At 67.2% G+C, this 26,501-nt stretch carries 23 protein-coding genes and 1 tRNA gene; 9 read left to right on the top strand and 15 right to left on the bottom strand.

The window, feature by feature from the left end; genetic code table 11:
• Window positions 1-38: 38 nt before the first annotated feature.
• Window positions 39-326, bottom strand: a complete 288-nt coding sequence (locus ARTB_RS21650) for a cellulose binding domain-containing protein (RefSeq protein WP_308197256.1) — start codon at window positions 324-326, stop codon at window positions 39-41.
• A 19-nt stretch (window positions 327-345) separates the two neighbouring features.
• On the opposite strand from ARTB_RS21650, the gene ARTB_RS21795 reads away from it, so the two are divergent.
• Together ARTB_RS21795 and ARTB_RS18725 are read left to right on the top strand one after the other, a co-directional pair.
• Window positions 346-504, top strand: a complete 159-nt coding sequence (locus ARTB_RS21795) for a hypothetical protein (protein WP_243181846.1) — start codon at window positions 346-348, stop codon at window positions 502-504.
• A gap of 43 nt (window positions 505-547) precedes the next feature.
• Window positions 548-1,864, top strand: a complete 1,317-nt coding sequence (locus ARTB_RS18725) for an MFS transporter (RefSeq protein ID WP_243181845.1) — start codon at window positions 548-550, stop codon at window positions 1,862-1,864.
• Here ARTB_RS18725 and ARTB_RS18720 read toward each other — a convergent pair.
• Window positions 1,861-2,334: a DUF2231 domain-containing protein gene (locus ARTB_RS18720; protein ID WP_243181844.1), complete on the bottom strand. Its 474-nt coding sequence runs from the start codon at window positions 2,332-2,334 to the stop codon at window positions 1,861-1,863. The two genes, ARTB_RS18725 and ARTB_RS18720, sit on opposite strands and share 4 nt — an antisense overlap.
• Window positions 2,335-2,420: 86 nt before the next feature.
• On the opposite strand from ARTB_RS18720, the gene ARTB_RS18715 reads away from it, so the two are divergent.
• Both ARTB_RS18715 and ARTB_RS18710 read left to right on the top strand, forming a co-directional pair.
• Complete coding sequence (locus ARTB_RS18715) at window positions 2,421-3,470, top strand: hypothetical protein (RefSeq protein ID WP_243181843.1); 1,050 nt, start codon at window positions 2,421-2,423, stop codon at window positions 3,468-3,470.
• Between the two features lie 36 nt (window positions 3,471-3,506).
• On the top strand, window positions 3,507-3,764 hold the full coding sequence (locus ARTB_RS18710) for a hypothetical protein (protein WP_279294440.1): 258 nt from the start codon (window positions 3,507-3,509) through the stop codon (window positions 3,762-3,764).
• Between the two features lie 96 nt (window positions 3,765-3,860).
• Here the strand turns inward: ARTB_RS18710 and ARTB_RS18705 are convergent, their stop codons facing one another.
• From ARTB_RS18705 to ARTB_RS18675, 7 genes are all read right to left on the bottom strand, one after another.
• Window positions 3,861-4,706 carry an aldo/keto reductase gene (locus tag ARTB_RS18705; RefSeq protein ID WP_243181842.1) on the bottom strand — a complete coding sequence of 282 codons (846 nt, stop codon included), beginning with the start codon at window positions 4,704-4,706 and terminating at the stop codon, window positions 3,861-3,863.
• A 153-nt stretch (window positions 4,707-4,859) separates the two neighbouring features.
• A complete protein-coding gene (locus tag ARTB_RS18700) occupies window positions 4,860-5,327 on the bottom strand; it encodes a hypothetical protein (RefSeq protein ID WP_243181865.1) in 468 nt (155 codons plus the stop codon).
• Window positions 5,328-5,334: 7 nt separating this feature from the next.
• Window positions 5,335-6,012 (bottom strand): bacterial proteasome activator family protein, encoded by a 678-nt coding sequence (locus tag ARTB_RS18695; RefSeq protein ID WP_243181841.1) that lies wholly within the window; start codon window positions 6,010-6,012, stop codon window positions 5,335-5,337.
• Window positions 6,013-6,158: 146 nt separating this feature from the next.
• On the bottom strand, window positions 6,159-6,350 hold the full coding sequence (locus tag ARTB_RS18690; RefSeq protein ID WP_243181840.1) for a YbdD/YjiX family protein: 192 nt from the start codon (window positions 6,348-6,350) through the stop codon (window positions 6,159-6,161).
• Between the two features lie 13 nt (window positions 6,351-6,363).
• Window positions 6,364-8,703, bottom strand: a complete 2,340-nt coding sequence (locus ARTB_RS18685) for a carbon starvation CstA family protein (protein ID WP_243181839.1) — start codon at window positions 8,701-8,703, stop codon at window positions 6,364-6,366.
• A gap of 134 nt (window positions 8,704-8,837) precedes the next feature.
• A complete protein-coding gene (locus ARTB_RS18680; RefSeq protein ID WP_243181838.1) occupies window positions 8,838-9,374 on the bottom strand; it encodes a PadR family transcriptional regulator in 537 nt (178 codons plus the stop codon).
• A gap of 178 nt (window positions 9,375-9,552) precedes the next feature.
• The gene (locus tag ARTB_RS18675) at window positions 9,553-10,536 is read right to left on the bottom strand and encodes an NAD(P)H-quinone oxidoreductase (protein ID WP_028276366.1); all 984 of its coding nucleotides are present in this window, start codon (window positions 10,534-10,536) and stop codon (window positions 9,553-9,555) included.
• Between the two features lie 163 nt (window positions 10,537-10,699).
• Here ARTB_RS18675 and ARTB_RS18670 point away from each other — a divergent pair.
• Together ARTB_RS18670 and ARTB_RS18665 are read left to right on the top strand one after the other, a co-directional pair.
• Window positions 10,700-10,787 (top strand) — tRNA-Ser (locus ARTB_RS18670).
• 758 nt (window positions 10,788-11,545) lie between these two features.
• On the top strand, window positions 11,546-11,827 hold the full coding sequence (locus tag ARTB_RS18665) for a hypothetical protein (protein WP_243181837.1): 282 nt from the start codon (window positions 11,546-11,548) through the stop codon (window positions 11,825-11,827).
• A 55-nt stretch (window positions 11,828-11,882) separates the two neighbouring features.
• Here ARTB_RS18665 and ARTB_RS18660 read toward each other — a convergent pair whose 3' ends face one another.
• Window positions 11,883-12,770: a helix-turn-helix transcriptional regulator gene (locus tag ARTB_RS18660; protein WP_243181836.1), complete on the bottom strand. Its 888-nt coding sequence runs from the start codon at window positions 12,768-12,770 to the stop codon at window positions 11,883-11,885.
• Between the two features lie 232 nt (window positions 12,771-13,002).
• On the opposite strand from ARTB_RS18660, the gene ARTB_RS18655 reads away from it, so the two are divergent.
• A complete protein-coding gene (locus ARTB_RS18655; protein WP_243181835.1) occupies window positions 13,003-14,262 on the top strand; it encodes an MFS transporter in 1,260 nt (419 codons plus the stop codon).
• A 261-nt stretch (window positions 14,263-14,523) separates the two neighbouring features.
• On the opposite strand, the gene ARTB_RS18650 is transcribed toward ARTB_RS18655, so the two are convergent.
• The 4 genes from ARTB_RS18650 to ARTB_RS18635 all read right to left on the bottom strand — a co-directional run bounded on the left by ARTB_RS18650 (window position 14,524) and on the right by ARTB_RS18635 (window position 17,944).
• Window positions 14,524-15,048, bottom strand: a complete 525-nt coding sequence (locus ARTB_RS18650; protein WP_279294426.1) for a helix-turn-helix transcriptional regulator — start codon at window positions 15,046-15,048, stop codon at window positions 14,524-14,526.
• Between the two features lie 186 nt (window positions 15,049-15,234).
• Window positions 15,235-15,969 (bottom strand): polysaccharide deacetylase family protein, encoded by a 735-nt coding sequence (locus ARTB_RS18645; RefSeq protein WP_243181833.1) that lies wholly within the window; start codon window positions 15,967-15,969, stop codon window positions 15,235-15,237.
• Window positions 15,966-16,964, bottom strand: coding sequence for a glycosyltransferase family 2 protein (locus ARTB_RS18640; protein WP_243181832.1), 999 nt, complete (start codon window positions 16,962-16,964; stop codon window positions 15,966-15,968). The genes ARTB_RS18645 and ARTB_RS18640 overlap by 4 nt, the downstream gene beginning before the upstream one ends.
• Complete coding sequence (locus ARTB_RS18635) at window positions 16,961-17,944, bottom strand: glycosyl transferase (protein WP_243181864.1); 984 nt, start codon at window positions 17,942-17,944, stop codon at window positions 16,961-16,963. Before ARTB_RS18635 ends, ARTB_RS18640 begins: the two co-directional genes overlap by 4 nt.
• A 369-nt stretch (window positions 17,945-18,313) precedes the next feature.
• Here ARTB_RS18635 and ARTB_RS18630 point away from each other — a divergent pair, with 369 nt between their 5' ends.
• Both ARTB_RS18630 and ARTB_RS18625 read left to right on the top strand, forming a co-directional pair.
• Window positions 18,314-19,117: a VOC family protein gene (locus ARTB_RS18630; RefSeq protein ID WP_243181831.1), complete on the top strand. Its 804-nt coding sequence runs from the start codon at window positions 18,314-18,316 to the stop codon at window positions 19,115-19,117.
• Between the two features lie 374 nt (window positions 19,118-19,491).
• On the top strand, window positions 19,492-24,045 hold the full coding sequence (locus ARTB_RS18625) for an ExeM/NucH family extracellular endonuclease (RefSeq protein WP_243181830.1): 4,554 nt from the start codon (window positions 19,492-19,494) through the stop codon (window positions 24,043-24,045).
• A gap of 183 nt (window positions 24,046-24,228) precedes the next feature.
• Here the strand turns inward: ARTB_RS18625 and ARTB_RS18620 are convergent, their stop codons facing one another.
• A complete protein-coding gene (locus tag ARTB_RS18620) occupies window positions 24,229-26,451 on the bottom strand; it encodes an FAD/NAD(P)-binding protein (protein WP_243181829.1) in 2,223 nt (740 codons plus the stop codon).
• Window positions 26,452-26,501: the final 50 nt, after the last annotated feature.

Genomic DNA, 26,501 nt, shown 5'->3' with positions numbered 1-26,501 from the left:
CAATACGTTGCGCGGTGAGGGCGCCCTTGCGCGGCCGGCTACTTCAGGGTGAGCACCGGGTTGACGGGAGCCTTCAGCGAATCCACCTGCAGGCCTACGGACAGTTTCTGGCCGGCGGCGACCTTCGTGGCCCAGTCCGAGCCGCTGCAGGTCACCGACACCTTGGGGAGCACCGTGCAGCTGATGCCCCAGGAGTTGGCCACCCGGGTGACGTTCGGATCGGGCCAGCTCACGCTCCAACCGGCCGCCGCCCGGAGGCCAGTGACCTCGATATTGGCCACGTAGCCGCCGGTCCATGAACTGCCGAGGTTCCAGACCGCGCTGATCGGCGCGCCCGATGTAGGGGTGGGCGACGGCGTCGGCGTGACGGTCGGCGTCGCCGTGGCCGTGGCCGTGAGCGACGGCGTGGCAGTCGGCGACGGCGTTGAGGTGACGGTCCCGCCCAGAAAGAACCCCTTTGGCCAATATTTCCTTCTGCGCCTCGACGCGGCGACCGGCCCCTGACCTGCGTATTGTCTTTTTCCGGGCCGTCCGTCAGCCTTAGGAAATGGAACGGCCCGGGCGCAGGATGCCAGCCGGCCAGCAATACCCGCCGTCGCGGTCCGGCAGCCAAACCGGGAAGTGGCGGCACCGGCTGTGGGGCCCGGTTGTCGGCTTCGGCCTGGTCAGCCTCGCCGCGGACATGGTGTCCGACGGCGCCCGCCCGCTCGGCGGTCCCCTGCTGGCCCAGCTCGGTGCGTCCGCGCTGTTCGTCGGCCTCGTGACCGGCGCCGCGGAAGCCGCGTCCCAGGGACTCCGGCTGGTGTTCGGCCCCTGGGCGGACCGCACCGGGAAGTACTGGACTTTCACGATGGCCGGCTATGTGCTGACTGCGGTGTGCATCCCGCTGCTGGCGTTGACGCCGTTCGCCGGGACCGCCGGGATGGCCCTGGCAGCCGTGCTCATCATCGGGGACAGGGTAGGCAAAGCCGTCCGCAGCCCGGCGAAAACCGTGCTGCTCGCCGCCGTCGCCGGGCCGGTTGGCCGGGGCCGCGGCTTCGCCGTCCACAAGTCCCTCGATCTGGCCGGGGCGCTCCTGGGCCCGCTACTCGTCTCGGCGGTGCTGGTTGCCACCGGCTCACTGCCGGCAGCCTTTGCGGTGCTCATCATTCCGGCGGCGGCGGCGCTGGCGATTCTCGTTTGGCTGCGCCGCCGCGTCCGGGATCCCGGCGAGGACAGGCCCGTGGCCGACCCCTCCGGCTTGCCGGAGCCGCCCCGCGGGAAACCCGCCGGGCGGCAGCCGTCGGCGCTCTCCAGCGTCTTCACCTTGTTCGCGTTTGCCGGGTTCTTCTGGAGCGCCGGACTCGTCGCCTTCGGCGTCATCTCCTATCACCTGACGGCGGACGTGGCCGTCCCCGTCTCGGTGGTTCCGCTGCTGTACGCCGGCGCCATGGGGGCCGCCGCCGTCGGGGCCCTCGCCAGTGGCGTCCTTTACGACCGCGCCGGGGCGGCCGTGCTCCTGGCGCTGCCCGTGCTGATTATGGGGGTGCCCGTACTGGCCCTGGCGCCGAGCGCCGGGCTCGTGCTCGCCGGCGTCCTGGTCTGGGGTGCCGCCACCGGCATCCAGGACTCCACAGTCAAGGCGCTGGTCGCCGATTTGGTGCCCCAACCCCGGCAGGGCACGGCGTACGGGGTGTTCGCGGCGTTCGAGGGCGCCGGAGCCTTGGCCGGCGGCGCCCTGTACGGGTCACTTTACGGCGCACGGCCGGCGCTCATCGCTGCCGTGGCCGCACTGCAGGCAACGGCCCTTGTCCTGCTGCTCGTCACGCTGCACCGGGCCCGGCACGCATCACCTGGCCAAGGGCCCGCGGATGGGCTGACTTAGCGCGCCCAGACCGAGGCCGCGCCGGAATGTCCCGTGATGATGCTCTGGTAAATGAAGAAGGCCCCCGCGAGGGCGCCGGCAATCAGGACGGCTCCCCGGACAATCCGGTTGCTCCGAAGGCCGCCAAGGAACGCCAGGCGCCGGCCAAAGGGCTCGTAGGTGACCATCAACATTGCCGCCACCAGGACGAAGAAGATCACGGAAAGCACTTTGAGTACGTCACCTTCCTGGGCGTGCTCGTGGACCACCGCCGACGCCGGACGGACTTTCTCCAGCTGCTCGCCTGCCTGCGCGGTCAGGAGTGTTACTGGCACCAGCCCCAGTGACAACACGCCCAGGGGCCACGCCAGGTAGCCCCACCAGCGCCGTGCCACGGCATAAACGATGGCGCCAAGACCTGCAATGGGCGCTAATACCACTACGGCGTGGACGAGCAGGACATGGGCCGGGAGCCCACCAATTTCGATCAAGTGAAATCTCCTCCAGAACGTGACGGCACCGGGTCTGATAACGGGGCAGCGAACTCGCGGCGGGGCCAGACTCCTATGATTCTTGCATGGGATCGCGGGAACTAGCGGGCATTGCCGGGCCGCTCTATGCATTGCCCTACGGGGAGTTCGTGGCTGCTAGAACGGCGGCGGCCAAAGACGTCAGTTCCGCGGGTGTCACCGCCGCCGAGCAGCGTGCCCTGGCGGCCGCAGTCCGTGCCCTGCCCAAGCCGTCGGTCGCGGCGTGGGCGGTGAACATGCTGGCGGCGCACAGCCCCGAAATCCTGCGGGAGCTGGCTGCACTGGGGACGTCGATGCAGGCCGCACAGGATGCCTTGGATGCAGCGGACCTCCGTCGCCTCGCCCAGCAGCGGCGCCAGCTCCTCGCCAGCACGGTGAAGGCGGCGCAGGCCTTGGCGGCCCGGCACGGACGGGCCATCAGTGCCGCCGTCGCGACGGAAGTGGAACAGACCCTGCGGGCCGCCACCGCCGATCCCGGGGCCGCCGCCGCCGTGCAAAGCGGCTGTCTGCTCCGGGCGCTCTCGGCGGACGGGGTCGACGTCGTCGACCTCGCCGGCGCAGTGGCTGTCCCGGGGAGCCATGCGGCGTCGGTGCCCGGCACTGGAGCCGCGCCTGGAACCGCGCCTGGAACGGCCAGCGTCCACCGGTCAGCACCAGCGACCGCCGCCGGCGGGACAGAACCGGCGGACCGGACCGCACAGCGCGGCGGAACTGCCGGTGGAAAGCCGACAACGGAACAGCCCCGCCTCCGGGCCGTCGGGACGGCACGGATGACGCCCACGCCGTCGGCAGTGGAACGGGCGCGGACCGCCCTGGAGGCGGCCGAAGTGGCCGCCGCGGAAGCCGACGAGGAGGCAGGCCGCGCGGCCGCGGAGCTGGCGGAGGCGACGGCGGAAACCAGCCGGCTGGCCGACGAGGTGCGCGAGCTCAGGCGGCGTCTGGACGCGGCAGAAGCCGGGCTCAAAACGGCCCGGAAGGATCACGAGCTGGCGTCGGCTCTGGCGCAGCAGACGGCACGGGCCGCCGACCGGCAGCGCCGCAAGGAAGTCCTGGCGCGGGAACGGGTGCTGCGGCTCGGCAACACGCCGGAGGAGTGAAGTCTTAGTGTCGGTGGTCAGTCGCACACTGGAATCATGGAGAACAACCAGAATTTCCAGCAGGGTTTCCGCCATGATATCGAGTCAGATTTTGAGGCGGATTTCAACGACGCACAGGATGGCGCACTGCATTTCGTGGTCACCTACCTGGACACCGACTGCGGCCGGATCCGCACCGAGAGCTTCGATGACGCTGCCTCCGCAGACCGCTTCGCCAGCCGCTGCGTTGCGGGCGAAGACGGCTGGGCCGTGGTCGATGCAATTCCGGCGAAAGAGCGCCGGGCCGCCGCCTGACTCCGGAGACTTTCGGGACGCCCGAAGGGCCTCCACCCCGTGCGGGGTGAAGGCCCTGTGCGAACGCCGGCTGGCTGCCGGCGTCACGGGAGGTGCTTAGGCGAAGTCGGAGACGGCCGGATCCGGTCCGATCCGGCCGGCATCTTCGGCGGAACGGTCCAGCCCGTTGATGGCCTGGATGTCGGTCTCGTCGAGGCTGACGTCCAGGGCAGCGTAGTTCTCGCGGATCCGGGACTCGGTCACCGACTTCGGAATGACCACGTTGCCGATGGCCAGGTGCCAGGAGATGACAACCTGGGCCGGGGTGGCGCCGTGCTTGGCGGCAATCTGGGCAATGACGGGGCTCTCGAGGAGCTCGCCGCCCTGGCCCAGCGGCGACCATGCCTGGGTGAGGATGCCCTTGGACGCGTTGAACTCGCGCAGGTCGGCCTGGCTGAAGAACGGGTGCAGTTCGACCTGGTTGATGGCCGGAACAACGCCGGTTTCATCGATCAGGCGCTGCAGGCCCTCCTTGGTGAAGTTGGAGACGCCGATGGTCTTGACCCGGCCCTGCTTCTGGAGCTCGATGAGGGCCTTCCATGTGTCAACGTATTTGTCCTGCTTGGGCTGCATCCAGTGGATCAGGTACAGGTCCAGGGTCTCGAGGCCGAGCCGCTCCATGGATTCCTCGAACGCCTTCAGGGTGGACTCGTAGCCCTGGTCCGCGTTCCACAGCTTGGTGGTGATGAAAATTTCCTCGGGCTTGAGGCCGGAACGCTCGATGGCGCGGCCTACGCCTGCTTCGTTGCCGTAGATCTTTGCCGTGTCGATGTGGCGGAAGCCGGCCTCGAACGCCTGGACAACCACCTTTTCGGCCACGTCATCTTCAACCTGCCACACGCCGTAGCCAAGCTGGGGGATGGTGTTGCCGTCATTGAAAGTCAGTTCCGGTGAAAAAGTCATATAAGTATCCTGCCAACTTCGGCGCCCTCCGGCCAGCGACAGGGCGCCGCTAAGCTAGGCGCGTAACCGGGAATACCCGGGAAATTAAGGGAATGTCGGGAAACCCAGCCATGCCGGGGCGGGCCTGTGCAAGAGACTAATTCGCGTAGCGGCTCAGGCTGGCGTCGGGCCGCCGCCGTCGGCTTCCGCAAGCCGCCGCTCGGCGTCGTGGACCTGTTCCAGCACGGAATCGGCGCGCCGCCGCACCGACGCGGCGCCCGCCGGGACCGGACCCACGGCAAGCCGGAGCATCGCGGCCGCCTCAGCCGTCATGGCCAGGGAGTTGCCCGCCGTCGACAGGGCGCGGTGGACCCCTGCCAGCGGCCCCGGGATGTCCAATCCATTGCTGGGAAAGCGCCGCTGGGCCTCCACGCAGACCTGCCGGACCCGGGGCGCGAGCGCGGAGAGCTGATTGGCGATCTCGACGAGCTCGCCGTACAGGGCCTCGTCTTCGACCCCCTCGAGGACCTGGTGGTAGCGGTCAAGCCCGCGGTTGAACCGGTCGTGGGCGCGCCGCCAGAGCCCCTTGCCAAGTTCTGCGTCGTCCCTGCGGCCTTGCCGTGCTGCGCTGAAGAAGCCCAAGGTCGCGCTAAAGGTACTGGCCCGGGCCATGGTCCGGGTCCGCGGGTTCGGGCGGCTCGGGGGACTCCGCGCCGTGACGCGGCGCGGCGGCGCGGACCGGTTCGCCGTTTTCCCCGATGATGACGCCCGGCGCGATCACGGTTCCGGGCGGCAGCTGGCGCAGCTGCATTTGGGCGTAGGTGTGCTCCCTGGCGGCGTGCTGCGCCGCGATGGCCGTCTGGATGCCGTGGAAGAGCCCCTCAAGCCAGCCGACCAGCTGGGCCTGGGCTATCCTCAGTTCCGCGTCGGAGGGGGTTGCGTTCTCCGGAAAGGGGAGGTTGATCCGTTCAAGCTCCTCAACGAGCTCCGGGGCCAGGCCGTCCTCGAGTTCCTTGATGGACCTGTCGTGGATTTCGGCCAGCCGGACGCGGGCAGCGTCGTCCAGGGGCGCGGACTTCACCTCGTCCAGCAACTGCTTGACCATCGTGCCGATCCGCATGACCTTGGCGGGCTGGTCCACGAGGTCCTGAAGTTCGCTGCCCCGGGGCGGCCTGGGCCCGGCACCGGGTCCACCGGCGCGGCCGGGCGGCACTGCAGCCGGTGGCGCCAGGGGCGTCCCGGGCAGGGCGTCATCCACGGGTGTGCCTTCGACGGGCACGTCGTCGGCAGTTTGGGCGCTGGGCTGAGTGTCGTGCTGATCGCTCATGGCTTCATACTCTCACGCGCCGGGCGGCCCGGACCCGGCGTCCGCCGGGAGCGGAGGGGCGGCGTCGGACACCGTTGTGCCCCACGCCGCCCTCCCCCGGCCCGGCCGGGCCAGCTGCCCAGCATCAGCCGCTCAGCAACACCGGCTCAACAACACCGCCCCTGCGGGTTGGTGTCCTGCCGGTCGGTCCGGTCACGCCAGAACTCCCGCTCGGTGAGGGGAAGGCTGGTGTGCCCGGAGGCCTCATGGTGCTCCAGGTACTTCTTGTAGGCATCGGCGCCCAGCACACGGCCGAGGTACCCGGCAAACCCGCGGAACCCCGCGAGGACCGCGTTCACGTCCGGCCCGGCATCAGTGGTGCCCGGACTTTTCGAGCCGGTCTCCGGCCGGGAGCTGGTTCCACTCGGCCACGAGGTCACGCTCCGCCGCCGTGGGGACAAATCCTGCCGGGGCGAAGACTCGGGAGGCCTGTGCGGGGTCTTCGTGCTCGGCGTTGGGCAGCCCCGCGGCGGTGTTCCGCAGGGCCTTGATGGTTGCCATCACTGCCGTGATGATGACGACGATGCTCAGCACCACGAAGATGATCGAGAGCCATCCCTGGATCATCGTGTTGCGGACCACGGCCTCCATGGCGGCCTGGGTCTTGGCGGTCCCAAAGGAGGTCTTGCCGTCCGCCAGAGCCTTGGCGAAGGCTGCGTTGTTGGCGAAGTAGCCCACCGCCGGAACGGGCGAGAAGATCTTGTAGAAGCTCGCCGTGATGGTCACGACGGCGGCCAACGCCAGCGGCGCCGCCACGATCCACAGGAACTTCGGGGCGGTGCGCTTGGCGGCAATGGCCAGACAGACCGAGAGGGCGATGGCCGCGAGCAGTTGGTTGGCGATCCCGAACAGCGGGAACAGGGTGTTGATGCCGCCCAGCGGGTCGGTGACACCCATCAGCAGGACCGCGCCCCAGGCGGCCACCATGATGGCGGTGCAGAGCCAGGCGCCCGGGCGCCAGGAGTGTTCCTTGAACTTCGGGACGAAGTTGCCGATCGAGTCCTGGAGCATGAAGCGGGCAACGCGGGTGCCGGCGTCGACGGCCGTGAGGATGAAGAGGGCCTCAAACATGATGGCGAAGTGGTACCAGAAGGCCATCATCGCGGTGCCGCCGATGAACTGCTGCATGATGTGGGCAAGGCCGACGGCGAGGGTGGGCGCGCCGCCCGAACGTGACACGATGCTTTGCTCCCCCACGTCCTTGGCCGTCTGTGCGAGGTCACCGGCCGTGATGTTGACGCCGGACAGGCCCAGGCTGTTGACCCACGCGGCCGCGGTCTCGACGGTCCCGCCGGTCAGCGCCGCGGGGGCGTTCATGGCGAAGTAGATGCCGCGGTCAATGGAGATTGCGGCGACGAGGGCCATGATGGCCACGAAGGATTCCATGAGCATGCCGCCGTACCCGATCAGGCGCGTCTGGCGCTCCTTCTCGATCAGCTTCGGTGTGGTGCCGGAGGCGATCAGCGCGTGGAACCCGGACAGCGCGCCGCAGGCGATCGTGACGAAAAGGAACGGGAACAGGGCGCCGGAGAACACCGGACCGTTGTCCCGGCCGGCGAACTCGCTGAAGGCAGGCACGGTGATTTCGGGGCGGACCACAATGATGGCCAGCGCCAGCATCACAATCACGCCGATCTTCATGAACGTGGAGAGGTAGTCGCGGGGGGCCAGGAGGAGCCAGACGGGCAGGATGGCTGCGATGAAGCCGTAGATGATGAGGCCCCAGGCGATGGTGACCTTGTCCAGGTGGAAGAACGCGGCACCCCATTCGGTGCCCGCCACGGCGCCGCCGCCGATGATGGCGGCCATGAGCAGCACGAAACCGATCAGGGACACCTCCATGACCTTGCCCGGCCGTATGAAGCGCAGGTACACGCCCATGAAGAGGGCGATCGGGATGGTCATGCCCACCGAGAAGACGCCCCAGGGGCTCTCGCCGAGGGCGTTGACGACCACCAGGGCGAGGATGGCGACGATGATCACCATGATGAGCAGGGTTGCGATGAGGGCGGCCGTGCCGCCGATGACGCCGAGTTCCTCGCGGGCCATCTGGCCCAGGGACCGGCCCCCGCGGCGCATGGAGAAGAACAGGACGAGGTAATCCTGGACGGCGCCGGCAAGGACGACGCCGATGATGATCCAGATCGTGCCGGGCAGGTAGCCCATCTGGGCCGCGATGACCGGGCCCACCAGTGGGCCGGCGCCGGCGATGGCGGCGAAGTGGTGGCCGAAGAGGACGTTGCGGTCCGTCCGGACGTAGTCCTTGCCGTCGGCCTTGTATTCGGCCGGGGTGGCACGGCGGTCGTTGGGCTTGGTCAGGTAACGCTCAATGACCTTGGAGTAGAAGCGGTAGCCGATCAGGTAGGTGCAGACGGAGGCGAACACAAACCAGATGGCATTGACGGTCTCGCCGCGGATGATGGCGAGCATGAACCAGGCGATCCCGCCCAGCAGCGCAATGGCCGCCCACAGCGCGATCTTGGCGGGCGTCCAGGCGCGGTCCGCGGCGTCGCGGACCGACTCATCCACCGACGTCGGCGGGAGGGACGGGTCCGGAACGACCCCGTCGTCGAGTTGCGCGGTGCCACGCGCGCTGCCCTGCGTGAGGTTGTTTGTGCTTTCGCGTTGTGTGCCATCTGGCATTGTGCCCATGTCTCCTCCTTGAGAAACCCAGCTGGGCAGTCCACCGGTACAGAACTGCCCTCCGGCACCCTACCAATGCGGGCGGGTCCCGGCCGCAGCCCTGCGCCCGGCGGTGTGGATTGCGCGACGAGCGGTCGGCCCGGCTACGCCCGGAGGTTGCTGAGCTGCACGAGGCGGGCCTCGCAGAGGTCCAGCCAGCGCACCTCGGCTTCGGTCTGGAAGATGAGGGAATCCAGCACCAGGAGCCGGGCGGTGTCGGCCGGGCGCTGAAGCGCGGCCGTGTCGCGGCGGGACTTGGTGTAGTCCTGCAGCGCGCGGATGGAGACCGTCCGCTGGGCCTGGATGATGGCGCCGACGTCTGTCCCGGGAATCGTGAGGCCGAGGGCGAGCTTGATGGCCAGTTCATTCCGGGGCGGATTCGCGCGGGATACCGGGGCCGTGAACCAGGCGCCGACTTCGGTCCGGCCGGCCGTGGTGATGCTGTAGATGACGTGCCCGTCGCCGTCGCCGCCGTCTTTGCGGACCAGCCCGTCGCGTTCCAGCCGGTCCAGGGTGGTGTAGACCTGTCCGATGTTCAGCGGCCAGGAGGACCCGGTGCGGTCCTCGAATTCGGTCCTGAGCTGGTACCCGTAGCGCGGGCGGTCCTGCAAGAGGGCGAGGAGACTGTGACGTATAGACATGGCGCCCCCCGGAATCGCTAAGTCACGAAATCACACAGCATACACGCGCCCCAAGACGCGTGTATACCGCGTATGGAACCACGCTATCGTCTTTGGTGTCTTTGCCGCAAAACAGCGCATGCCCCGCACGGAATAAGTCGGCCCGGACCTGCGGTTTTAGGCCGGATTCCACACCCCGTTACATGACTAGAAGGACCTTGCCCACGTGGTCGCCGGAGTCGAAGTAGGTGTGTGCGGCGGCGACTTGGTCCAGCGGGAAGCTCTTGGCCACGAGGGGCCGGATCCTGCCGTCGGTCAGCATCGGCCACACGGCGTCGCGGACGGCGTTCATGATCACTGTCTTTTCCTCCACCGGGCGGGGACGCAGTGCGGTGGCGATGATGGCGGCCCGTTTCTGCAGCAGCTGGCCAAGGTCCAGTTCCGCCTTCGCGCCGCCCTGCAGCCCGATCACCACGAGGCGTCCGTAGTCGGCGAGCGCATCGATGTTCTGCTCGAGGTATTTGGCCCCGACGACGTCGAGGATGACGTCCGCGCCTTTGCCGCCGTTTTGCGCGCGCAGGCTCGCCGGGAAGTTTTCCTCCGCGTAGTTGATGGCGATGTCCGCCCCGAGGAAGGCCTTGGCGGTGCCGACTTTTTCCGCGTTCCCGGCCGTCGTGGCCACGCGGGCGCCAACGGCCTTGGCCAGCTGGATGGCCATGGTGCCGATACCGCCTGTGGCTCCGTGGATGAGGACAGTTTCGCCCGGCTGCAGCTGCGCCGTCATGATCAGGTTGGAATAGACCGTCGCCGCGACCTCGGGCAGCGACGCCGCCGTGACCAGATCCACGCCGTCGGGGATCCTCAGGACCTGACCCGCGGGGACGGCCACCTGCTGGGCGTAGCCGCCGCCGGCGAGCAGCGCCACCACCTTGTCCCCCACGGAAAACGCCTTGGTCACGCCCGGACCGAACCCTGCGATCCGGCCGGAGACCTCCAGCCCGGGGACCTCCGAGGCGCCCGGGGGCGGCGGGTAGAAGCCCTTGCGCTGCTGGACATCGGCACGGTTAAGGCCCGCGGCCACGACGTCGATCAGCACCTCGCCGGGGCCGGCCACCGGGGCCTGAACCTCACGGACTTCGAGGACCTCGGGTCCGCCGGGCTCTGAGATATAGACGGCCTTCATGGAGCACTCCCGATTCCTAACTGGCTCCGCGCACGTTCGCCGCGATCGCCAGGTCCGATCAACATCACTCCCCAGAATATGGCGGGGAGCTGCACGCGTCCGCAAGCGCACCGTGTTTTTGGTTTTTGTTGCAGCCGACTGCCTATGAAAGACTACTCGTTAGGGAAGGTTGTCCGAGCGGCCGATGGAGCTGGTCTTGAAAACCAGTGTGCGGTGACCCCGTACCAAGAGTTCGAATCTCTTACCTTCCGCGGGAGCGCAGATCATGCGCGGTTCAGAGGCCGGCCCGGGGCGATCGAAAGATCGTTCCGGCCGGCCTTACTCGTCTCCGCCCCGGAGTGAAACTCCCGACCGGCCCAAGAATTATCGGCTGTGAATGTTGGTCGGGTTGGCGGCCAACTGGCAGCCCAAGGTAACGGTTCTGCACCGTCTTTCGGACCTGACAATAACTTCCGGGCCCATACCTGATACTGAGGTCTCGAGCGGGATATTCACCCCGCCGTCGCAATATTGGGGGAACAAAAAAGTGGGTCTCAACAGCACCGGGTTTTACGCGCATGTCACAATGGCGGGCATCGCGCTCAGCCTCGTCCTTGCCGGATGTGCATCACAGCCAGGAACTGATCCTGCCGCTGCCGCTCCGCGCTCGACCACGGGGGCCACGGCTGGGGCCGCGCCGACCGTGACGGCCACACCAACCGCCACTCCAGCACCGGTGGCCCCGACCGCCAGCGCGGCACCCCCGGTTGCGGCGCCTGCCCCGTCAGCGAAGCCTGCAGCACCTGCGCGGAAGACGTTCACTTTCCCGGATGGCCACATTTCCTTCACGTATCCGTCGACCTGGACCGTGCGAACGGTCCTCCCGCCTGCCCGAACCGTCCCCGGCGTTGAAGCGATCGTTTCCGATGGCGCCGGCAACGATCTGCTTTCACTACAAAATGGCTTTACAACTGGTTGCGCAACTGCGCCCACCTCCCGCGAAGTGTTCGATAAGGTGCAGACTCCGGGAATGACCGCACCGGGCGGCACTAAACCCGTTTTTGGGTTCGCCGTGGAATCCTCTTCGACCCGCGATTTTTACGGAATGGGTCTCCGCGACCCTCGATACCTGGAGCAGGGCAAAGGCGTCACCTCAAGCTGCGGGCTCCTGGCCACGGGGAACGGCGGGCTCACCACGAGTGTTCTTTTCAACGACCCCGCGTTCCCGACCCGGGCCGCCGCAAAGGCCTGGATGGCAACAGACCAGTACGCCCAGCTTAAGGCGCTGCTCATCAGCCTGAACTACGTCTAAGGCAACTCCGGCGCCGGGTAGCACGCTCTCTGGCGGGCACGGAACTTGCCTCCCGTCAGCTGGTTGCCCGCCGCCGTTCGATCGTGGCGTCTTCGCTTGCACTCCAACTGGCGAGGAGGTGCAGCCGTTCCGCTGAGGGCGAGCCCGGCTCGGCGGTGTAGACCAAGAGGACCAGGCCCGGTTCCGCGGTGATCGCCAGTTCCTCGTAGGCCAGCGTGAGTTCGCCGGCCACGGGGTGGTGAAAGCGTTTCGTGCCGGACCCGTGAGTCCGCACATTATGGGCGCCCCACAGTGTCCGAAACGTCTCACTGCGGGTCGACAGTTCGCCGACCAGGTCCTGCATGGTGCGGTCGTGGGGGTCGCGGCCGGCTTCAGCGCGCATGATGCCGACGCACATTTCACCGAACAAGTCCCAGTCTGGGTAGAAGTCGCGCGAGGCGGGGTCGAGGAACTGGAACCGCGCCAAGTTCGGGGTGCGGCCGCCGTCCCCGATCACTGGAGAGTAGAACGCCCGGCCCAACGCGTTCGTCGCGAGCAGGTTCTGGTACGGGTCGCGAACGAATGCGACGCCCTCGGTGATCGCTTCCAGCGCCCACTGCAGGCTCAGACGCGCCCCGGCCTGGACGGTCGCGCGCCTGCGCGACCGTCCAGAGGTCGGGATGCCGTCTGCGGCGCGGGCCAGATCGAACAAGTGGGCACGCTCGGTGTCGTCAAGCCGGAGGGCACGCGAGATGGATTCGAGCACGGACGAGGACGCACCGGCGATGGAACCGCGCTCCAGCTTGGCGTAATACTCCACGCTGACGTCGGCGAGAACCGCAACCTCGCTGCGCCTCAATCCGGCCACCCGTCGGTTCGAGCCTGCCGCAAGGCCCGCTTGTTCCGGCGTCAGTCGTGCACGGCGCGACATCAGGAACTCACGCACTTCACCCCGGTTATCCATGCATCAAGGGTAAATCGCTGCGGCCGAACAAGGGGTTCCCTCCCGGTACACGTCTCACCGGGGACTCCCCCGCCCGCGGAAATCGGGATTGACTGGCCGGAGGGTTGAGCGGTGCTTCGCGGCCTGCGGAACGGTCGACGACGTCGGGCGAGGCGCCGCTTCCGGTGGCTACGCAGCCACGCGTGACCAACCCCAACGCTGAGGCACTACCGCCACGCACGAAAGGAACCGCATGACGACCGCCCCCACCCGAACACCGGCACAGGAAGCCAGTGCCTTGGTCGACGCCACACCAGAGGGCAGCGCACAAGAAAACAATGCACAAGAAAACAGCGCACAGCAAAGACTGCCCCTGACCGCACTGGTGGTCCTGGCCGCCATGGGATTTATCCTCGTCGCCACCGAGACGATGCCCGCCGGCCTGCTTCCTGTCATTGCCGCCGGCCTCCACACCGGCGAAGGTACGGTGGGTCTGCTGGTCAGCGCGTACGCCCTCGGAACGGTCATCGTCACCATCCCCGCGATCATGCTGACGCGTGGCATGCGACGAAAGCCGCTCCTGCTCGGCGGTATCGCCGGTCTCGTGCTTGCCACCACGGTCACCGCAGTCTCCCCCGATGTGACGTTGTCACTCGTGTCACGATTCTTTGCGGGCGCATTCTCGGGAATCATCTGGGGAATGCTCGCCGCTTACGGGCGCCGCATCAGCCCGCCCCGGCACGCAGGGTTGTCCTTGGCCATCGTGTCCACCGGGGCGCCCCTCGGATTCGCGTTCGGCACCCCACTCGGCGCCTGGATCGGAACAGCTTTCGATTGGCGCTGGTCATTCGGTGCCCTGTCCGCCCTGGGGGTCATCGTGGCTGCGCTGATCCTCGGATGCGTCCCCGACGCCGCCGGCCAACCGCGGGCGTCACGGCTCCCCCTGGGCCGGGTGTTCAAAATCCCCGGCGTCGCCGTCATCCTGGCCGTCATCGTCGCCTGGATGCTCGCCCACAGCACCATCTACACCTACATCGCCCCCTACCTCCGGGCCACCGGCACCGGCCTCTCCGCCAGCCTGGTCCTGCTGGTCTACGGCATCGCGTCCGTCGTCGGGGTCGCCGTCACCGGTGCGCTGCTGGACCGCCACCCGAGGCCCCTCCTTCACCTCAGCGTCACCGTGTTCGTCGCTTCCGGACTCATTCTGCTGATCGGACATGCATCGGTAGTCGCCATCCTGATCGCCGCCGCGCTCTGGGGCCTCACCTTCGGCGGCGCATCAGCCCAAGTCCAGGGACCACTCACCACCGCCGGAGGCGACAACGCCGACGTCGCCAATGCATTCCTCCCGGTCGCCTTCAACCTGGCTATCTTCGGCGCGGGCATTCTCGGCGCGCTCCTCCTGACCCCATTCGACGGGCTGGCGCTCCCGGTCGTCATGATCGCCCTCGGCATCACCGCCCTGCTGCTCACCCTGTATGGCCGCCGCTCGGCATTCCCGCGCCGGCTCTGACTGGCTATTGGTGCCAAGAACAGCTACGGCAATGATCCCCTGAACGTTCCGGGGAGACCGGTGTCCATGCCTTGCGACAATGGTGACGGGACAAGAACGGCCGGCTGGTAGGCCGGCCGTTCCTGTTTCTCCTCGGCAAAGGAAAAGGATTCAGCCCAGCTGAATCCTTCTTGTCCTGCGTCCGGGCCGCGATGGAGGTTGTTGCCCCTGGTTAGCGCGGCACGGGTCCGCAGCTGGTGAGTGGTTGCTGTGCCCCTAGCCTCAGGCGCCTGCTTCCGCTCCGTAAAGCCTGTCGAGCAGCCGCAATCCCCGGTGCGCCCAGGAAATTTCGGCTTCAGAGTCGAGAATCAGCCCCTCGTAGGCATAGCGTTTGAAAGCCCGGGTACCTTCTCGGTCCTCCGGTGCCATTTTCTCGAGCCGACGGTTAAGTATGGGCGAGGCGCCGGAGTCGATCTGGTAAAGGATTTTCTCCCATCCTTGGATCTGGTCACTGTGGTGCTCTATATGCGCCCGAAGCTGTGCCCGAGCTGCCGAGGGCTCCGCGGTTTCCATGTAAGTCGCACGCAGGCGGACCTGGTCGCGCTCAGGCTGATAGGTGTTGGGTGTGTCCATCCAGGCCGCAAAGGCCTCTTTCCCTGACGCCGTGATGTGGTAACGGCGTTTGGTTCCGGAGCGCCCGCCCGGCATCTCCTCCCCCTCAAGGAGCCCTTCACGTTCCATCTTGCGCAGTTCGGGATAAATCTGGGAGTCAGGGACGCTATGGCACTTGCTCGCCCGAACCGACATCGACCTGACAAAACTTGAAAACCAGTGTGCGGTGACCCCGTACCAAGAGTTCGAAGCTCTTACCTTCCGCGGGAGCGCAGATTTTGCGCGGTTCAGGGGCCGGCCCGGGGCGATCGAAAGATCGTTCGGGCCGGCCTTTACTCGTCTATTCAGTCAGCATCTTTGGCCGGAATGTTGGCCACAGCATTACTTCTTGAACCATGCAGCGCGCACAGGAGTTCCGTGTTGCAGGGAATCCCGCAGCGACCAGGCACCCAGTCCGCGATCTTCGCACGCATCGACGATCCCGGCGGTTAGCTTTCCCCTGTCCAGCGATGGTGAGGGTCCGTCGTCGACGCCGTCTGCCGGGCCAGCGTGACCGTCGTGCGAAAGGAGGATAGCCCCGGGGACCGCACCGGTCATTGCCTTGCGGATACGGTCGGATTGGGGCATCTCCCTGGAATCCCAACTCGTGGCACCCCACATGACGGGCATAAGCCCGGCGGACTGGACCGCGCGCCAACTAGCCAATGTCTGCCGGCCGTATGGTGGACGGACCCACTCGACCCGGCTGCCGATCAAATCTTCGAGCTCGGCGCGGCCATCCCTGGTCCTTTGAGCAACTTCACGAAAAGAAAAGCCAGTGAGCCGCCGATGGTCAAGTCCGTGGAGGGCTATCTCATGGCCCGCAGCTGCGACTTCGCCCAGCAAGCCCGGATGCCGGCGTGCTCGGCTGAGCAGCACGAAGAACGTGGCGCTCAACTGCCGTTCATCAAGCACCTTCAGGATGCTGTCTGTCCCGCCTGGCTCTGGGCCGTCGTCATAGGTCAGGACAATATTCCGGACCGCCGTGTCGACGGCCACGACCGAGCCGACAAAACCTGAATGTGCGCGGATGAGGGGCTTGGCTGCGCGAACTACAACCCGCGCCAGGTGCTTCATCCGCTATTTCCCGGCCGGCGGACGGCTGGCCGCCTGAACCACGTCTGCGAGCGTCTTTCGCGCGCGTACTCAAGATAGGCGACTCCAATCGCCCCGGCGAGCATCCCTGCACCGCGGTAGGCTGTCCGCAATCCTCGCGCCTGATGGCGGTGGGATGCCATGAGCGTCCCGAAGCCGAACCGCAAGGACCCGCCGCACATTCGCAGTATGCCGCGGAAAACCGACATCAGGCGCGCCACCCCCCTTTGCATGGCTCTTTCCGCCGAGTGGATGTCGACCAATGCGGCCGAATTTCCGTGGCTCCATGCTCTTCGGAGAACCCAGTTCCGGGTCGTGCGATCAGCGGGAACGAAGTCCGTCGCCACCGATTCGTCGCACCAGAGAATCTTTCCGCCCTCCCGCACAAGCAACCGACTGAAAAGAGTGTCCTCGCCTCCTGAGAGACCGAAATTATTGTTGAAACGTACACCGGCTTTCCGGACTTGGCGCATGTCCAGCAAGAGATTGCCCGCCGCCGCCACCGGCACCACCGTCCCGGTCGGCAGCCTCCGGCGGCGGAAGAAAGAACCAGCGGCAATCCAGGGATCAAGTTCAGCATCAAACTGCGAAACCACTCTTCCCATGACTGCGGCTGGACGGGTCTGCCGCCACGTGTCCAGCAGCGGCTCCAGCCAGAGTTCCTGCGGCTCCTCGTCGTCGTCGATGAAGACGAGCAAATCGTGGTTGGCGGCTTCGTCCAATGCTCGATTTCGACCAGCCGATATGCCGGGTACCGGCTCGGGAACGTACCGGATCAGGTCGGAATGAAAGCCGATGACTGTGCTTCTCGCGCTTTCAGCCGGATCGTTGTCGACGACGACGATACTGGGCGAAATCGCCCGGTCCGTGTCCCGAGCGAGTTTCTCAACATGCCGGAGCATGGTTGCGAGGCCCCGTTCAAGTGTTGCAGGGCGTCGATACGTCAGCACTGCGACGAGCAGCGTCTGTTGTTTCACGGGTGGCCCGCATTCTGCGGCTGCGGTGAGCGGGCAACACCATTGGCAAGCGCCCGTTCATAGGCCTCCCTGTGGGCCACCGAGCCCGCTTCCCAGTCCCGCGAAGAGAGGTCCGGGCGCCTCCGGTGACCCTCCGCTGTAATTGACGACAACGTTTGAAGGATTATTTCGGGCGTTAGCGCCCCGGTGTACTGAAACACCCATCCCGGCCCGACTTCGACGGCCAACGCTTGGTTGACGTCATTGGCCGGAACCAGCACAGGTCGATTCAAAGACAGGGCGGCCAGGGTTCCGCCGGAATTGTGCATAAATCGGTACGGGAGGACCACGAGTTCCGAACTCGAGATGATGTCAACGAGCTCCGCGTCGGAGACATACTGCAAATTGAGGCTTATCCTTGGGTCGTCTTGCGACAAGGCCGTCATGGCTTGCCCCAGCTCCCCGGTGGAGGGTTTACCCCCCACCCGAAGTGATAGCTCGGGGTGGGTGTCCGCCGTTGCCCTAAACGACGTGATCAGGTCCTCAACGCCCTTATAGCGCCGGATCAGGCCGACGTAGCTTATGCGACCCGGTATCTGCTGCGCCTTCGGAAAGTCGGCGAACCATTCACGATAGTGGCCATGTGGAATCGTGGCGCTGGGCCGCTCCGTCGGCAGCTGCGTCCTCGAGTTCAGCCGAACGTAAAACGTGGTTTTGCGGTCAATAAGGCGGAGGAGAAACACCTCCCGGACGGAGATGCCCTCGGGCAGCTCTACGTTGTGGACAGTTCGCACTATGGGCGTCCTAGCCAGTGCGAGCCTCCCGAGGAGAGCCAGCGTGAGCACCTGTCGCCCGAGTTTCTTCAGCGGACTATGACCGCTGACCAAGATTTCAGGCCAGTGGATGTGGAAGACGTCGTACTTGGCAAAGAGAGCAGCGCGCCAGCTGAAGTTAATGACGCTGATATCGGGCAGTTCTTGCAGGCCGCCGGCCAGTTGCACCAAATAGGGATTGGTCGTGGATCGCGGCGCTGGGAAAGACTGCAGGACTGTTAGCGAAGTGTTCAATGGTCACCTCTCGCATTCGAGCAACATTAATGCGACACCCCGCCATTGGCATGCGGCGTGGTCGTATCCTCTCACAATCTGACCAGATTGCTAGACACTGCAGCGTCGGGCATCAAGGTGGCCATGGTTGGGTACAGCGTCAACGACACGCCGGCGTTGGCCGATGCCCCAACCCCTCGCTCGACCCACCTGTTGAAACTATCCGTGCACCGTCATAGTCTCTCTGTGTCTCCACCCCATCTCCACACAAACCAGAGTCCGGCGGGGGCACGTCAACGGCCGCCACAGAGAGCAGGAGCTTCCATGCCCACACCCGAGCACTCCAACGGCGCACCATGTTGGATCGACCTCATGACATCCGATGCCGAGAAGGCCAAGGCGTTCTACGGTGCGCTGTTCGGTTGGACGTACCAGACCGGCGACGAAGCAAAATACGGCGGCTACATCACCGCCTGGAAGGACGGCAAGTCCGTCGCCGGCCTGATGCAGAAGCAGGAGGATCAGGCCGCGTGGCCGGACATGTGGTCCACGTACCTGCGCTCGGAGGACGCCGCCGCCACCGTCAAGGCTGCAACGGAACACGGCGGCCAGGTCTACATGCCGCCCATGGACGTCCCCGAACAGGGCAGCATGGCGATGATCGCCGACGCCACGGGCGCATCGGTCGGCGTATGGCAGCCGGCTGAGATGAAGGGCTATGGACTGGCGGCCGAGCCCGGTGCTCCGGCGTGGCACGAGCTCCACGCCAAGGACTACGCCGCCGCCGTCAAGTTCTACCAGGACGTGTTTGGCTGGGACACCGACGTCATGAGCGACACCCCGGAGTTCCGCTACACCACCCTGGGCGCGGGCCCGGCGGCCAAGGCCGGGATCATGGACGCGTCTGCCTACCTTCCCGCCGAGGTCCCGTCCAACTGGCAGGTTTACTTCGCCGTGGAAGACGCCGACGCCTCCATCGATACGGCAGTGTCCCTCGGCGCCAAAGTCATCGACGGGCCGGACAACACCCCGTTCGGCAGGCTCGCCACACTGACCGACCCCACGGGCGCGTTGTTCAAGATCGTGGCTGACACCGGACAGGGCGGGCAGTCCGCCCCGGACGCCTAACCGGCCAGGACACCAGAGCTCTTCCCACCTAATTACAAAAATTGTTGTAGGAAATACCGGCCAGAGCCTTCCCTGAGGGCTACTGGCCGGTATTCTGCTGTGGAGCGTCCGGTGGAGGCACCCGGACACAACTCACCCGCATCACCAGTCACCATTGCCCGGGGCTTTCGAGCCGCTCCGGGAAGGCTGCGGCGCGTCCCGCTGGGGGGCGTCCCGCCGAATGCACGTTTAGTCCATACGTTGTTCATTCACCCCTGTTTGGATGGGCCCGGCACGACTTGACCAGGAGTTCTGGCCGGCCACTGTCCGCTGCACCCTGCGGACGCACTGCACCCTGCCCTTTACCCGGGGCACCCTAATGAGAGTTAGAGCGGATGAAACTAACACCCTGGAAAACAGCGCTGGGCTCAGCGCTGTCGGCGGCGCTGATAGCAGCCCCACTGGCGGCGGCCGTGCCGGCTAACGCCACCGAACCGTTGCCGGCAGCAGCCGGAACCTCGCCGGTGGTCATCAACGAGGCCTATCTCAGCGGCGGCAGCTCCGGCGCTGCCTTCAAGAACAAGTTTGTCGAGCTGTACAACGGCTCCGACGCGCCGGTCTCACTGGAGGGCTGGAGTCTCCAGTACCGCTCAGCCCCGGGCACCGGCGCGCCGAGCTCGGTGGCGGTCCTGGCCGGCAGCATTCCCGCCAAGGGCTACTACCTGCTCAAGGGCGGCAGCAACGGCACGGCCGGCGCCGACCTGCCGGCCGCCGACGCCACCGCTACCGGCTTCAACCCGGCCGGTGGCGGCGGCACGATCGTGCTGGCCAAACAGGCCGCAGCACTCAATCCGCTGCCGACAGGCTCGGTCATCGAACCGGCCAACGTCGCGGACCTCCTCGGCTACGGCACCTCCAACACCTTCGAGGCCCAGGCGGCCGCCGCGCCGTCGGGAAACACCGACGTCAAGAGCATGAACCGCAGCAACGGCGCGGACACCAACAACAACGCCGCCGACTTCGCACTGAACGCCGCCATCACGCCGACGGCGGCCAGTGGCGCTGCCGGCCCCGTGGACCCGCCCGTGGACCCTGGCACTCCCCCGGCCGCCAAGACCATTGCCGAAATCCAGGGCACCGGCGCCGCAAGCCCGCTGGCAGGATCCTCGGTCACTACGCGGGGCCGGGTCACTGCGACGTTCCCCACCGGCGGCTTCGCCGGCTACTACGTCCAGACCCCCGGCACGGGCGGCGATCTCACCCCGGCCAACCACGCGGCGTCGGACGCGGTGTTCGTCTACTCCCCGTCCACGGTCGACTCCGTCAGGATCGGCGACTACGTCGAGCTCACCGGCGCTGTCAGCGAATTCTTCGGCATGACGCAGTTGAACGTCGCCGCGGCGGCCGATCTGAAGAAGCTCACCGAGGCCGCCCCCGAGGTCAAGGCCACCGGCTTCGCGCTCCCCGCCGACGAGGCTTTCCGTGAATCCCTCGAAGGCATGCTGCTCACCCCACAGGGCCCCGTCACCGTGGCGGACAACTTCTCGCTGAACCAGTACGGCGAGATCGGCCTGGCCGGCGGCACCACCGCGCTGGAGCAGCCCACCGCCGTCGCGTCCTTCGGTTCTGCGGAGTACACCGCCACGGCCGCGGCGAACGCCGCCCGCGGCATCAAGCTCGACGACGGCGCCACCACGAACTTCCTCAAGGACGCCGCCACCAAGGCCCAAGTGCTCCCGTACCTGACCACGGCCGATCCCGTCCGGGTCGGCGCGCCGGTGACGTTCAAAACCAACGTGGTGCTCAGCTACGCGAACAGCGCCTGGAAGTTCCAGCCCCTGACGCAGCTGACGGCCGCCAACGCGGACACCGTGCAGCCGGCCAGCTTCGGCGCCACCCGGGCAGGGACCCCGGCCGCCGTGGGAGGCAATCTCAAGCTTGCCTCCTTCAACGTGCTGAACTACTTCCCCACCACCGGCGACCAGATCTCCGGCTGTACGTTCTACCCGGACCGGGACGGCAACCCCATCACGGTCAAGGGCGGCTGCGACGTCCGCGGCGCGGCGAACGCGGAGAACTTCAAGCGGCAGCAGGACAAGATCGTCGCCGCCATCTCCAAGTCCGGGGCCGACGTCGTCACGCTCATGGAGGTCGAGAACTCGGCCCAGTTCGGCAAGACCCGGGACGACGCGCTCGCCAAGCTGGTGGATGCGCTGAACATCGCCACCCCGGGGATCTGGGACTACGTCCGCACGCCGGCCAACGCACCCCCGCTGGCCGACGAGGACATGATCCGCACCGCGTTCATCTACAAGTTGGCTGCCGCCGAACCGATCGGCGAATCCATCATCCACAACGACACGGTCGCGTTCGCCAGCGCCCGCAAGCCGATGGCCCAGGTCTTCAAGCCCGTCGGCGCCGCCGATGACAAGAAGTTCATCGCGATCGCCAACCACTTCAAGTCCAAGGGCTCCGCCGCGACGCCGGAGGACACCGACAAGGGCCAGGGCGCCTCGAACCTGGCCCGCACCGCCCAGGCCAAGTCCCTGCTGGCATTCGCCGACGAACTGCAGAAGTCCAAGGGCACGGACAAGGTCTTCCTGATCGGCGACTTCAACTCCTACGCCAAGGAGGACCCGATCAACATCCTCACGGGCGCCGGGTACGTCAACCAGGATGAGAAGGCCAAGAACGCCGACGGTTCCGCCAAGCACTCCTACCTGTTCGGCGGCCTCGTGGGCTCGCTGGACCACATCCTCGCCTCCCCGGCGGCCAACGCCGCCGTCACCGGCGCGGACATCTGGAACATCAACTCCGTGGAATCCGTGGCGCTGGAGTACAGCCGCTACAACAACAACGTCACCGACTACTACGCTCCGGACCAGTTCCGGGCGAGCGACCACGATCCCGTGGTGGTGGGTCTGAACTTGCCCGTCACCCCGGCCAGCGTGGAGCTGAACTTCCTGGGCATCAACGACTTCCACGGCCGCATCGATTCGAACACCGTGTTCTTCGCAGGGACCATCGAGAAGCTGCGCGCCGCCGCCGCCTCGGGCGCCACCGCGTTCATCTCGGCCGGCGACAACATCGGCGCCTCGCTGTTCGCCTCGGCCATCGCCAAGGACCAGCCGACCATCGACGTGCTGAACGCCCTGGACCTGCGCACCTCAGCGGTGGGCAACCACGAGTTCGACGGCGGCTGGGCTGACCTGCGCGACCGCGTCACCGCCGGCGGGACCAACGCCAAGTTCCCGTACCTGGGCGCCAACGTCTACGCCAAGGGCACCACCACCCCGGTCCTGCCGGAATACACGGTCCTGGACATGAACGGCGTGAAGGTCGCCGTGATCGGTACGGTCACGCAGGAGGTGCCGTCACTGGTCACGCCGTCAGGCATCGCGGACCTTGAATTCGGTGACCCCGTCGACGCGATCAACCGGGTCGCGGCGAAGATCAAGGCGGACAAGCTCGCCGACGTCATCATCGTGGAGAACCACGACGGCGCCGGGTCGGGCGCGCCCGACGGGGCCACTTTGGAGCAGGAAATCGCCGCCGGCGGCCCCTTCGCCAAGATGGTCCAGAAGGTCACCCCGGATGTGGCGGCGATCTTCAACGGCCACACCCACAAGCAGTACTCCTGGGACGCACCCGTCCTGGATTCGGCGGGCCAGCCCACCGGCGAGACCCGCCCGATCGTCCAGACCGGAAACTACGGCGAGTTCATCGGCCAGATCCAGCTGACCATCGACACCAGGACCATGTCGGTGACCGGGTACAAGGCCGGCAACGTCCAGCGCACCACGAGCGCCGCGCAACCGGCAGCGGATCTTGTGGCGCAGTACCCGCGGGTCGCGGCCGTCAAGGCCATTGTGGACAAGGCCCTGGCCGACGCCGCGGTGGTCGGCAACCAGCCTGTCGGCAAGGTCACGGCGGATATCACGACGGCGTTCGCCGGTTCCCCGGCTGTGCGCGATGACCGGAGCAGCGAGTCCACCCTCGGCAATCTGGTGGCGGACTCCCTGGTGGATGCGCTGAAGGCGCCGGACCTCGGCGCCGCCGAAATCGGCGTCGTCAACCCGGGCGGCCTGCGCAATGAGCTGTACTACGCGCCCGACGGCACCATCACGTACGCCGAGGCCAACGCGGTGCTGCCGTTCGTGAACAATCTGTGGACCACGTCCCTCACCGGTGCGCAGTTCAAGACCCTGCTGGAGCAGCAGTGGCAGACCAACCCGGACGGCACGGTTCCCAGCCGCGCGTACCAGCATCTGGGCCTGTCCAAGAACGTGAACTACACCTACGACGCCGCCCGCGCCGCCGGTGACCGGATCACCTCGATCCGGGTCAATGGTGCACTGATCGACCCGGCGAAGTCCTACCGGATCGGGACGTTCAACTTCCTGGCCACCGGCGGCGACAACTTCCGCATCTTCAAGGAAGGCGCGGGCACCAAGGACTCCGGGCTCGTGGACCGCGATGCCTGGATCAAGTACCTGCAGACCCACAACCCGGTCTCGCCGGACTTCGGCCGCCGCTCCGTGGCTGTCGTGAACACGACGGCGGCCGAGGTCAAGGGCGGCGAATCCATCACACTGGCGGTTTCAAAGCTGGACCTCACCTCGCTGGGCAGCCCGGTGAATGCCTCGCTGCGCGCCGAGTTCACCGACGCCGCGGGCACGGTGACGGCCCTGGGCACGGTACCGGTGACCGCCGGCGCCGCTCAGGTGGACGTGAAGGTTCCGGCCGGAGCCGCCGCCGGCGCGGGCACCCTGGTGCTTACCGCCGTCGAATCCGGCACTGTAGTGAAAACGGCGGTGAAGGTCGCGGCCAGCGTCCCCGTCCCGCCGAAGTGCACGCCGCCGGTCAAGCCGACCAGGCCCGGGGATCTCGTGGGCCAGGTGAACTACGGGACAGCCATGGCCGCCTACCGGAAGTGCCTCAAGGGCTGATGCCTTAGCCCGGGATCCCCGGTCCCCACCACGGCACATGCCCTCCCCTGGCCCGCAGCACTGGACATAAGCACCACGCATCCACTGCCCGGCCCCAGGGGAGGGCATGTCCATTCTTGGAGGCAGGCAAGCCGGAGGGCATGCCCACTTTTGGGCGGCTCCTGAGCGGCGGGCGGGTGCGGGCTAGGGGGCCAGGATGTCGCGGGCGATCTCGTCGGCGTCGCGCAGGGTGCGCTGTCCGCTGCGGTAGACCGGGCCGGTCTTCGGCCGGGCCTCGGCGGCGATGGCCGTGCCCCATTGCGTGGCGGAGAGCTGAAGCCCGAGCACGTAAAGCCCCGGCGTCACGGACCCGTTGGCACCGAGCGGGCGGTACGGATGCGGGACGACGTCCAGCCCCGAAGTCTGCACCGGTGTCCCCTCCACGCTCATCATGAGGCGCGGCCGCACCAGCCCCTCGGCGAGCAACTGCTCCAGCAGGGGCGAGGAGTTGACGGCCACCCGGTTGGCCGGTGCCAGCGCCTCGATCATCGCCGCCGCGGACACGGCGCCCGCCCCGTAACCGGACACGGCGCCCGCCCCTGAACCGGACACAGCGTTCTCCGTCCGGTCCCATATCGCACCGGCCTTCGCCGTCCCTGAGGCAGCACCGAGCACGCCGGCACTGCCCACAAAACCGCGGACCCCAGCACCGCCCGCTGCAGCACCACCGACGCCGGCAGGCTCCATCGCAGCACCTTCCGCCCCGCCGTCGGCGCTTTCATCCATTCCGCCGCCCACCCATGGTGACGTCGCGGTGAACATCCGGGCCCGCCGGTCCACGCCGAACTTGGGGTCAGGGCCCACGAAGCGCACGATTCCCGCCCGGGCCAGTGCCGCGAGCTGCGCGGAGCGCAGCGCGGGCGGGCCGCTCGCCAGGCCTTCCACGAATGATTCGAACCAGCCCCGGAGGCCCGCGACCCAGGATTCGTCCGTGATGCCACTATCGGCCACAGCGGTCTTGAGCACGGCCCGGCCGTGGTGCAGGGCGCCGATCGCCATCTTCACCGGATCGTCCTCGCCAAGGGCCGAGCGCCGGGCGTCGTCGAGCAGGTAGTCGACGACGGCGGCGTCCAGCTCGGCTCTGGAGTCAAACGAGCGCCCGGCCAGGGGCGCCGCGAGGCCGAGCAGGTCCAGGCGGTGGGATGCCCGGACATGGACGGCAATCACCGATTGCGCGGTGTGCTCCCACTTGGCGGTCGAGTGGGCGTGCGGCCGCAAAGACTCGTCCAGGGCGCGCAGGAACTCGGCCGGGCCGGTCAGGATGGCATCGGGCTGCGAGCGCGCGAGCGTGGAGTAGTAGGCCCAGACCGCGTCCCGGTGCAGGAGCGGCCAGAGGTCGTAGTCAAAGGAGGGCCGGATTCCGGAGTCGGCGAACTTCGCGATCGCGCCCTCAGTGCAGTAGCGCAGCCGGACCGTTCCGGGGTAGTAGCCGGTGAGTGTCGCCTTCGCCCGGTAGGGGGTGCCGCGGCGTGAGGCGGCGATGATGAGCGGTTCGCGGCCGGACGGCAGATACGTCAGTTCAGCGGTGCCCTCCCCGGCAACGAACCGGCCGCCGCGCCCTTCCGTCAGCTGTCCCATCACGTCAAAGAAGTTCAGGCCCATGCCGCGCACCAGGACAGGTTTGCCTCCCGGCACCCGGGACCAGTCGACGTCGGCGGGCGCCGCCGGCGGCACGTACAGGAGACCGAGTTCCTCCGCCGCGGAAAGCAGCTCCCGCTGTTCAGGGTTCAACCGCGCGTCGAGGTGGCCCACGGCCAGCACCACGGAGTCGACGGTAAGTATGGTGCCGTCGTCGAGCACGACGTCGAACCGCACCGAAGCGTCCTCCGCGCCGGCCGGCCCGGAGGCGGCCAGGTCCGGGCCCGGCGCCGCAGCGGCCTCCGCGGCGGCGTGGCGGACGGACGTCGCCGCCGCCGCGTGGAAGTCCACGCTGACGCCGGCCGGCAGCACGGTGAGCAGTTCCTCGAGGGTGGACCGCAGGTAACGGCCGTAAAGGGCCCGGCTGGGGAAGTCCGCCTCGCCGAGCCGGGAGAGCTCGGCACGTTCGTCGTCAGTGAGCGAAGGGTGCGGGCGGGCCTGCTGGAATTCGCGCCACTGGTCGAATGTGCGCCCGGCCAGGGGCGGAACGAGTTCCGGGTCTTCGGGGACCACGGTGGGATAGAAGGACTGCGTGTTCATCAGGTACAGCCGCGACTGTCCGGGCTGCCAGACGTGCCCCGGGCCTGCCGGGTAAGGGTCGACCACGTCGATGTGCAGGGTGCCCGCGGAGCCGGCGGAGGCCCAGTTGGCGAGGAGCCGTTCCAGCACGCTCGTGCCCCGGGGACCGGCGCCTATCACTGCCGTCCGGATGCTTCGAGATATGCCCACGGCATCCAGCGTATCGGCAACCCGGCCGCCGGCTTGACCTCCGTGTGACT

It is taken from the genome of Arthrobacter humicola (assembly GCF_022803015.1).
Classification (GTDB): Bacteria; Actinomycetota; Actinomycetes; order Actinomycetales; family Micrococcaceae; genus Arthrobacter; species Arthrobacter humicola_A.
This window is presented reverse-complemented; position numbering and strand designations above follow the sequence as displayed.

Coding starts and splice junctions, on each gene's coding strand:
- ARTB_RS18660 (WP_243181836.1), bottom strand. CDS start 12,770: ATGGATAACCGGGGTGAAGTGCGTGAGTTCCTGATGTCGCGCCGTGCA.
- ARTB_RS18625 (WP_243181830.1), top strand. CDS start 19,492: ATGAAACTAACACCCTGGAAAACAGCGCTGGGCTCAGCGCTGTCGGCG.
- ARTB_RS18705 (WP_243181842.1), bottom strand. CDS start 4,706: ATGACTTTTTCACCGGAACTGACTTTCAATGACGGCAACACCATCCCC.
- ARTB_RS18695 (WP_243181841.1), bottom strand. CDS start 6,012: ATGAGCGATCAGCACGACACTCAGCCCAGCGCCCAAACTGCCGACGAC.
- ARTB_RS18725 (WP_243181845.1), top strand. CDS start 548: ATGGAACGGCCCGGGCGCAGGATGCCAGCCGGCCAGCAATACCCGCCG.
- ARTB_RS18655 (WP_243181835.1), top strand. CDS start 13,003: ATGACGACCGCCCCCACCCGAACACCGGCACAGGAAGCCAGTGCCTTG.
- ARTB_RS18715 (WP_243181843.1), top strand. CDS start 2,421: ATGGGATCGCGGGAACTAGCGGGCATTGCCGGGCCGCTCTATGCATTG.
- ARTB_RS18645 (WP_243181833.1), bottom strand. CDS start 15,969: ATGAAGCACCTGGCGCGGGTTGTAGTTCGCGCAGCCAAGCCCCTCATC.
- ARTB_RS18650 (WP_279294426.1), bottom strand. CDS start 15,048: ATGTCGGTTCGGGCGAGCAAGTGCCATAGCGTCCCTGACTCCCAGATT.
- ARTB_RS18675 (WP_028276366.1), bottom strand. CDS start 10,536: ATGAAGGCCGTCTATATCTCAGAGCCCGGCGGACCCGAGGTCCTCGAA.
- ARTB_RS18680 (WP_243181838.1), bottom strand. CDS start 9,374: ATGTCTATACGTCACAGTCTCCTCGCCCTCTTGCAGGACCGCCCGCGC.
- ARTB_RS18710 (WP_279294440.1), top strand. CDS start 3,507: ATGGAGAACAACCAGAATTTCCAGCAGGGTTTCCGCCATGATATCGAG.
- ARTB_RS18665 (WP_243181837.1), top strand. CDS start 11,546: ATGACCGCACCGGGCGGCACTAAACCCGTTTTTGGGTTCGCCGTGGAA.
- ARTB_RS18685 (WP_243181839.1), bottom strand. CDS start 8,703: ATGGGCACAATGCCAGATGGCACACAACGCGAAAGCACAAACAACCTC.
- ARTB_RS18630 (WP_243181831.1), top strand. CDS start 18,314: ATGCCCACACCCGAGCACTCCAACGGCGCACCATGTTGGATCGACCTC.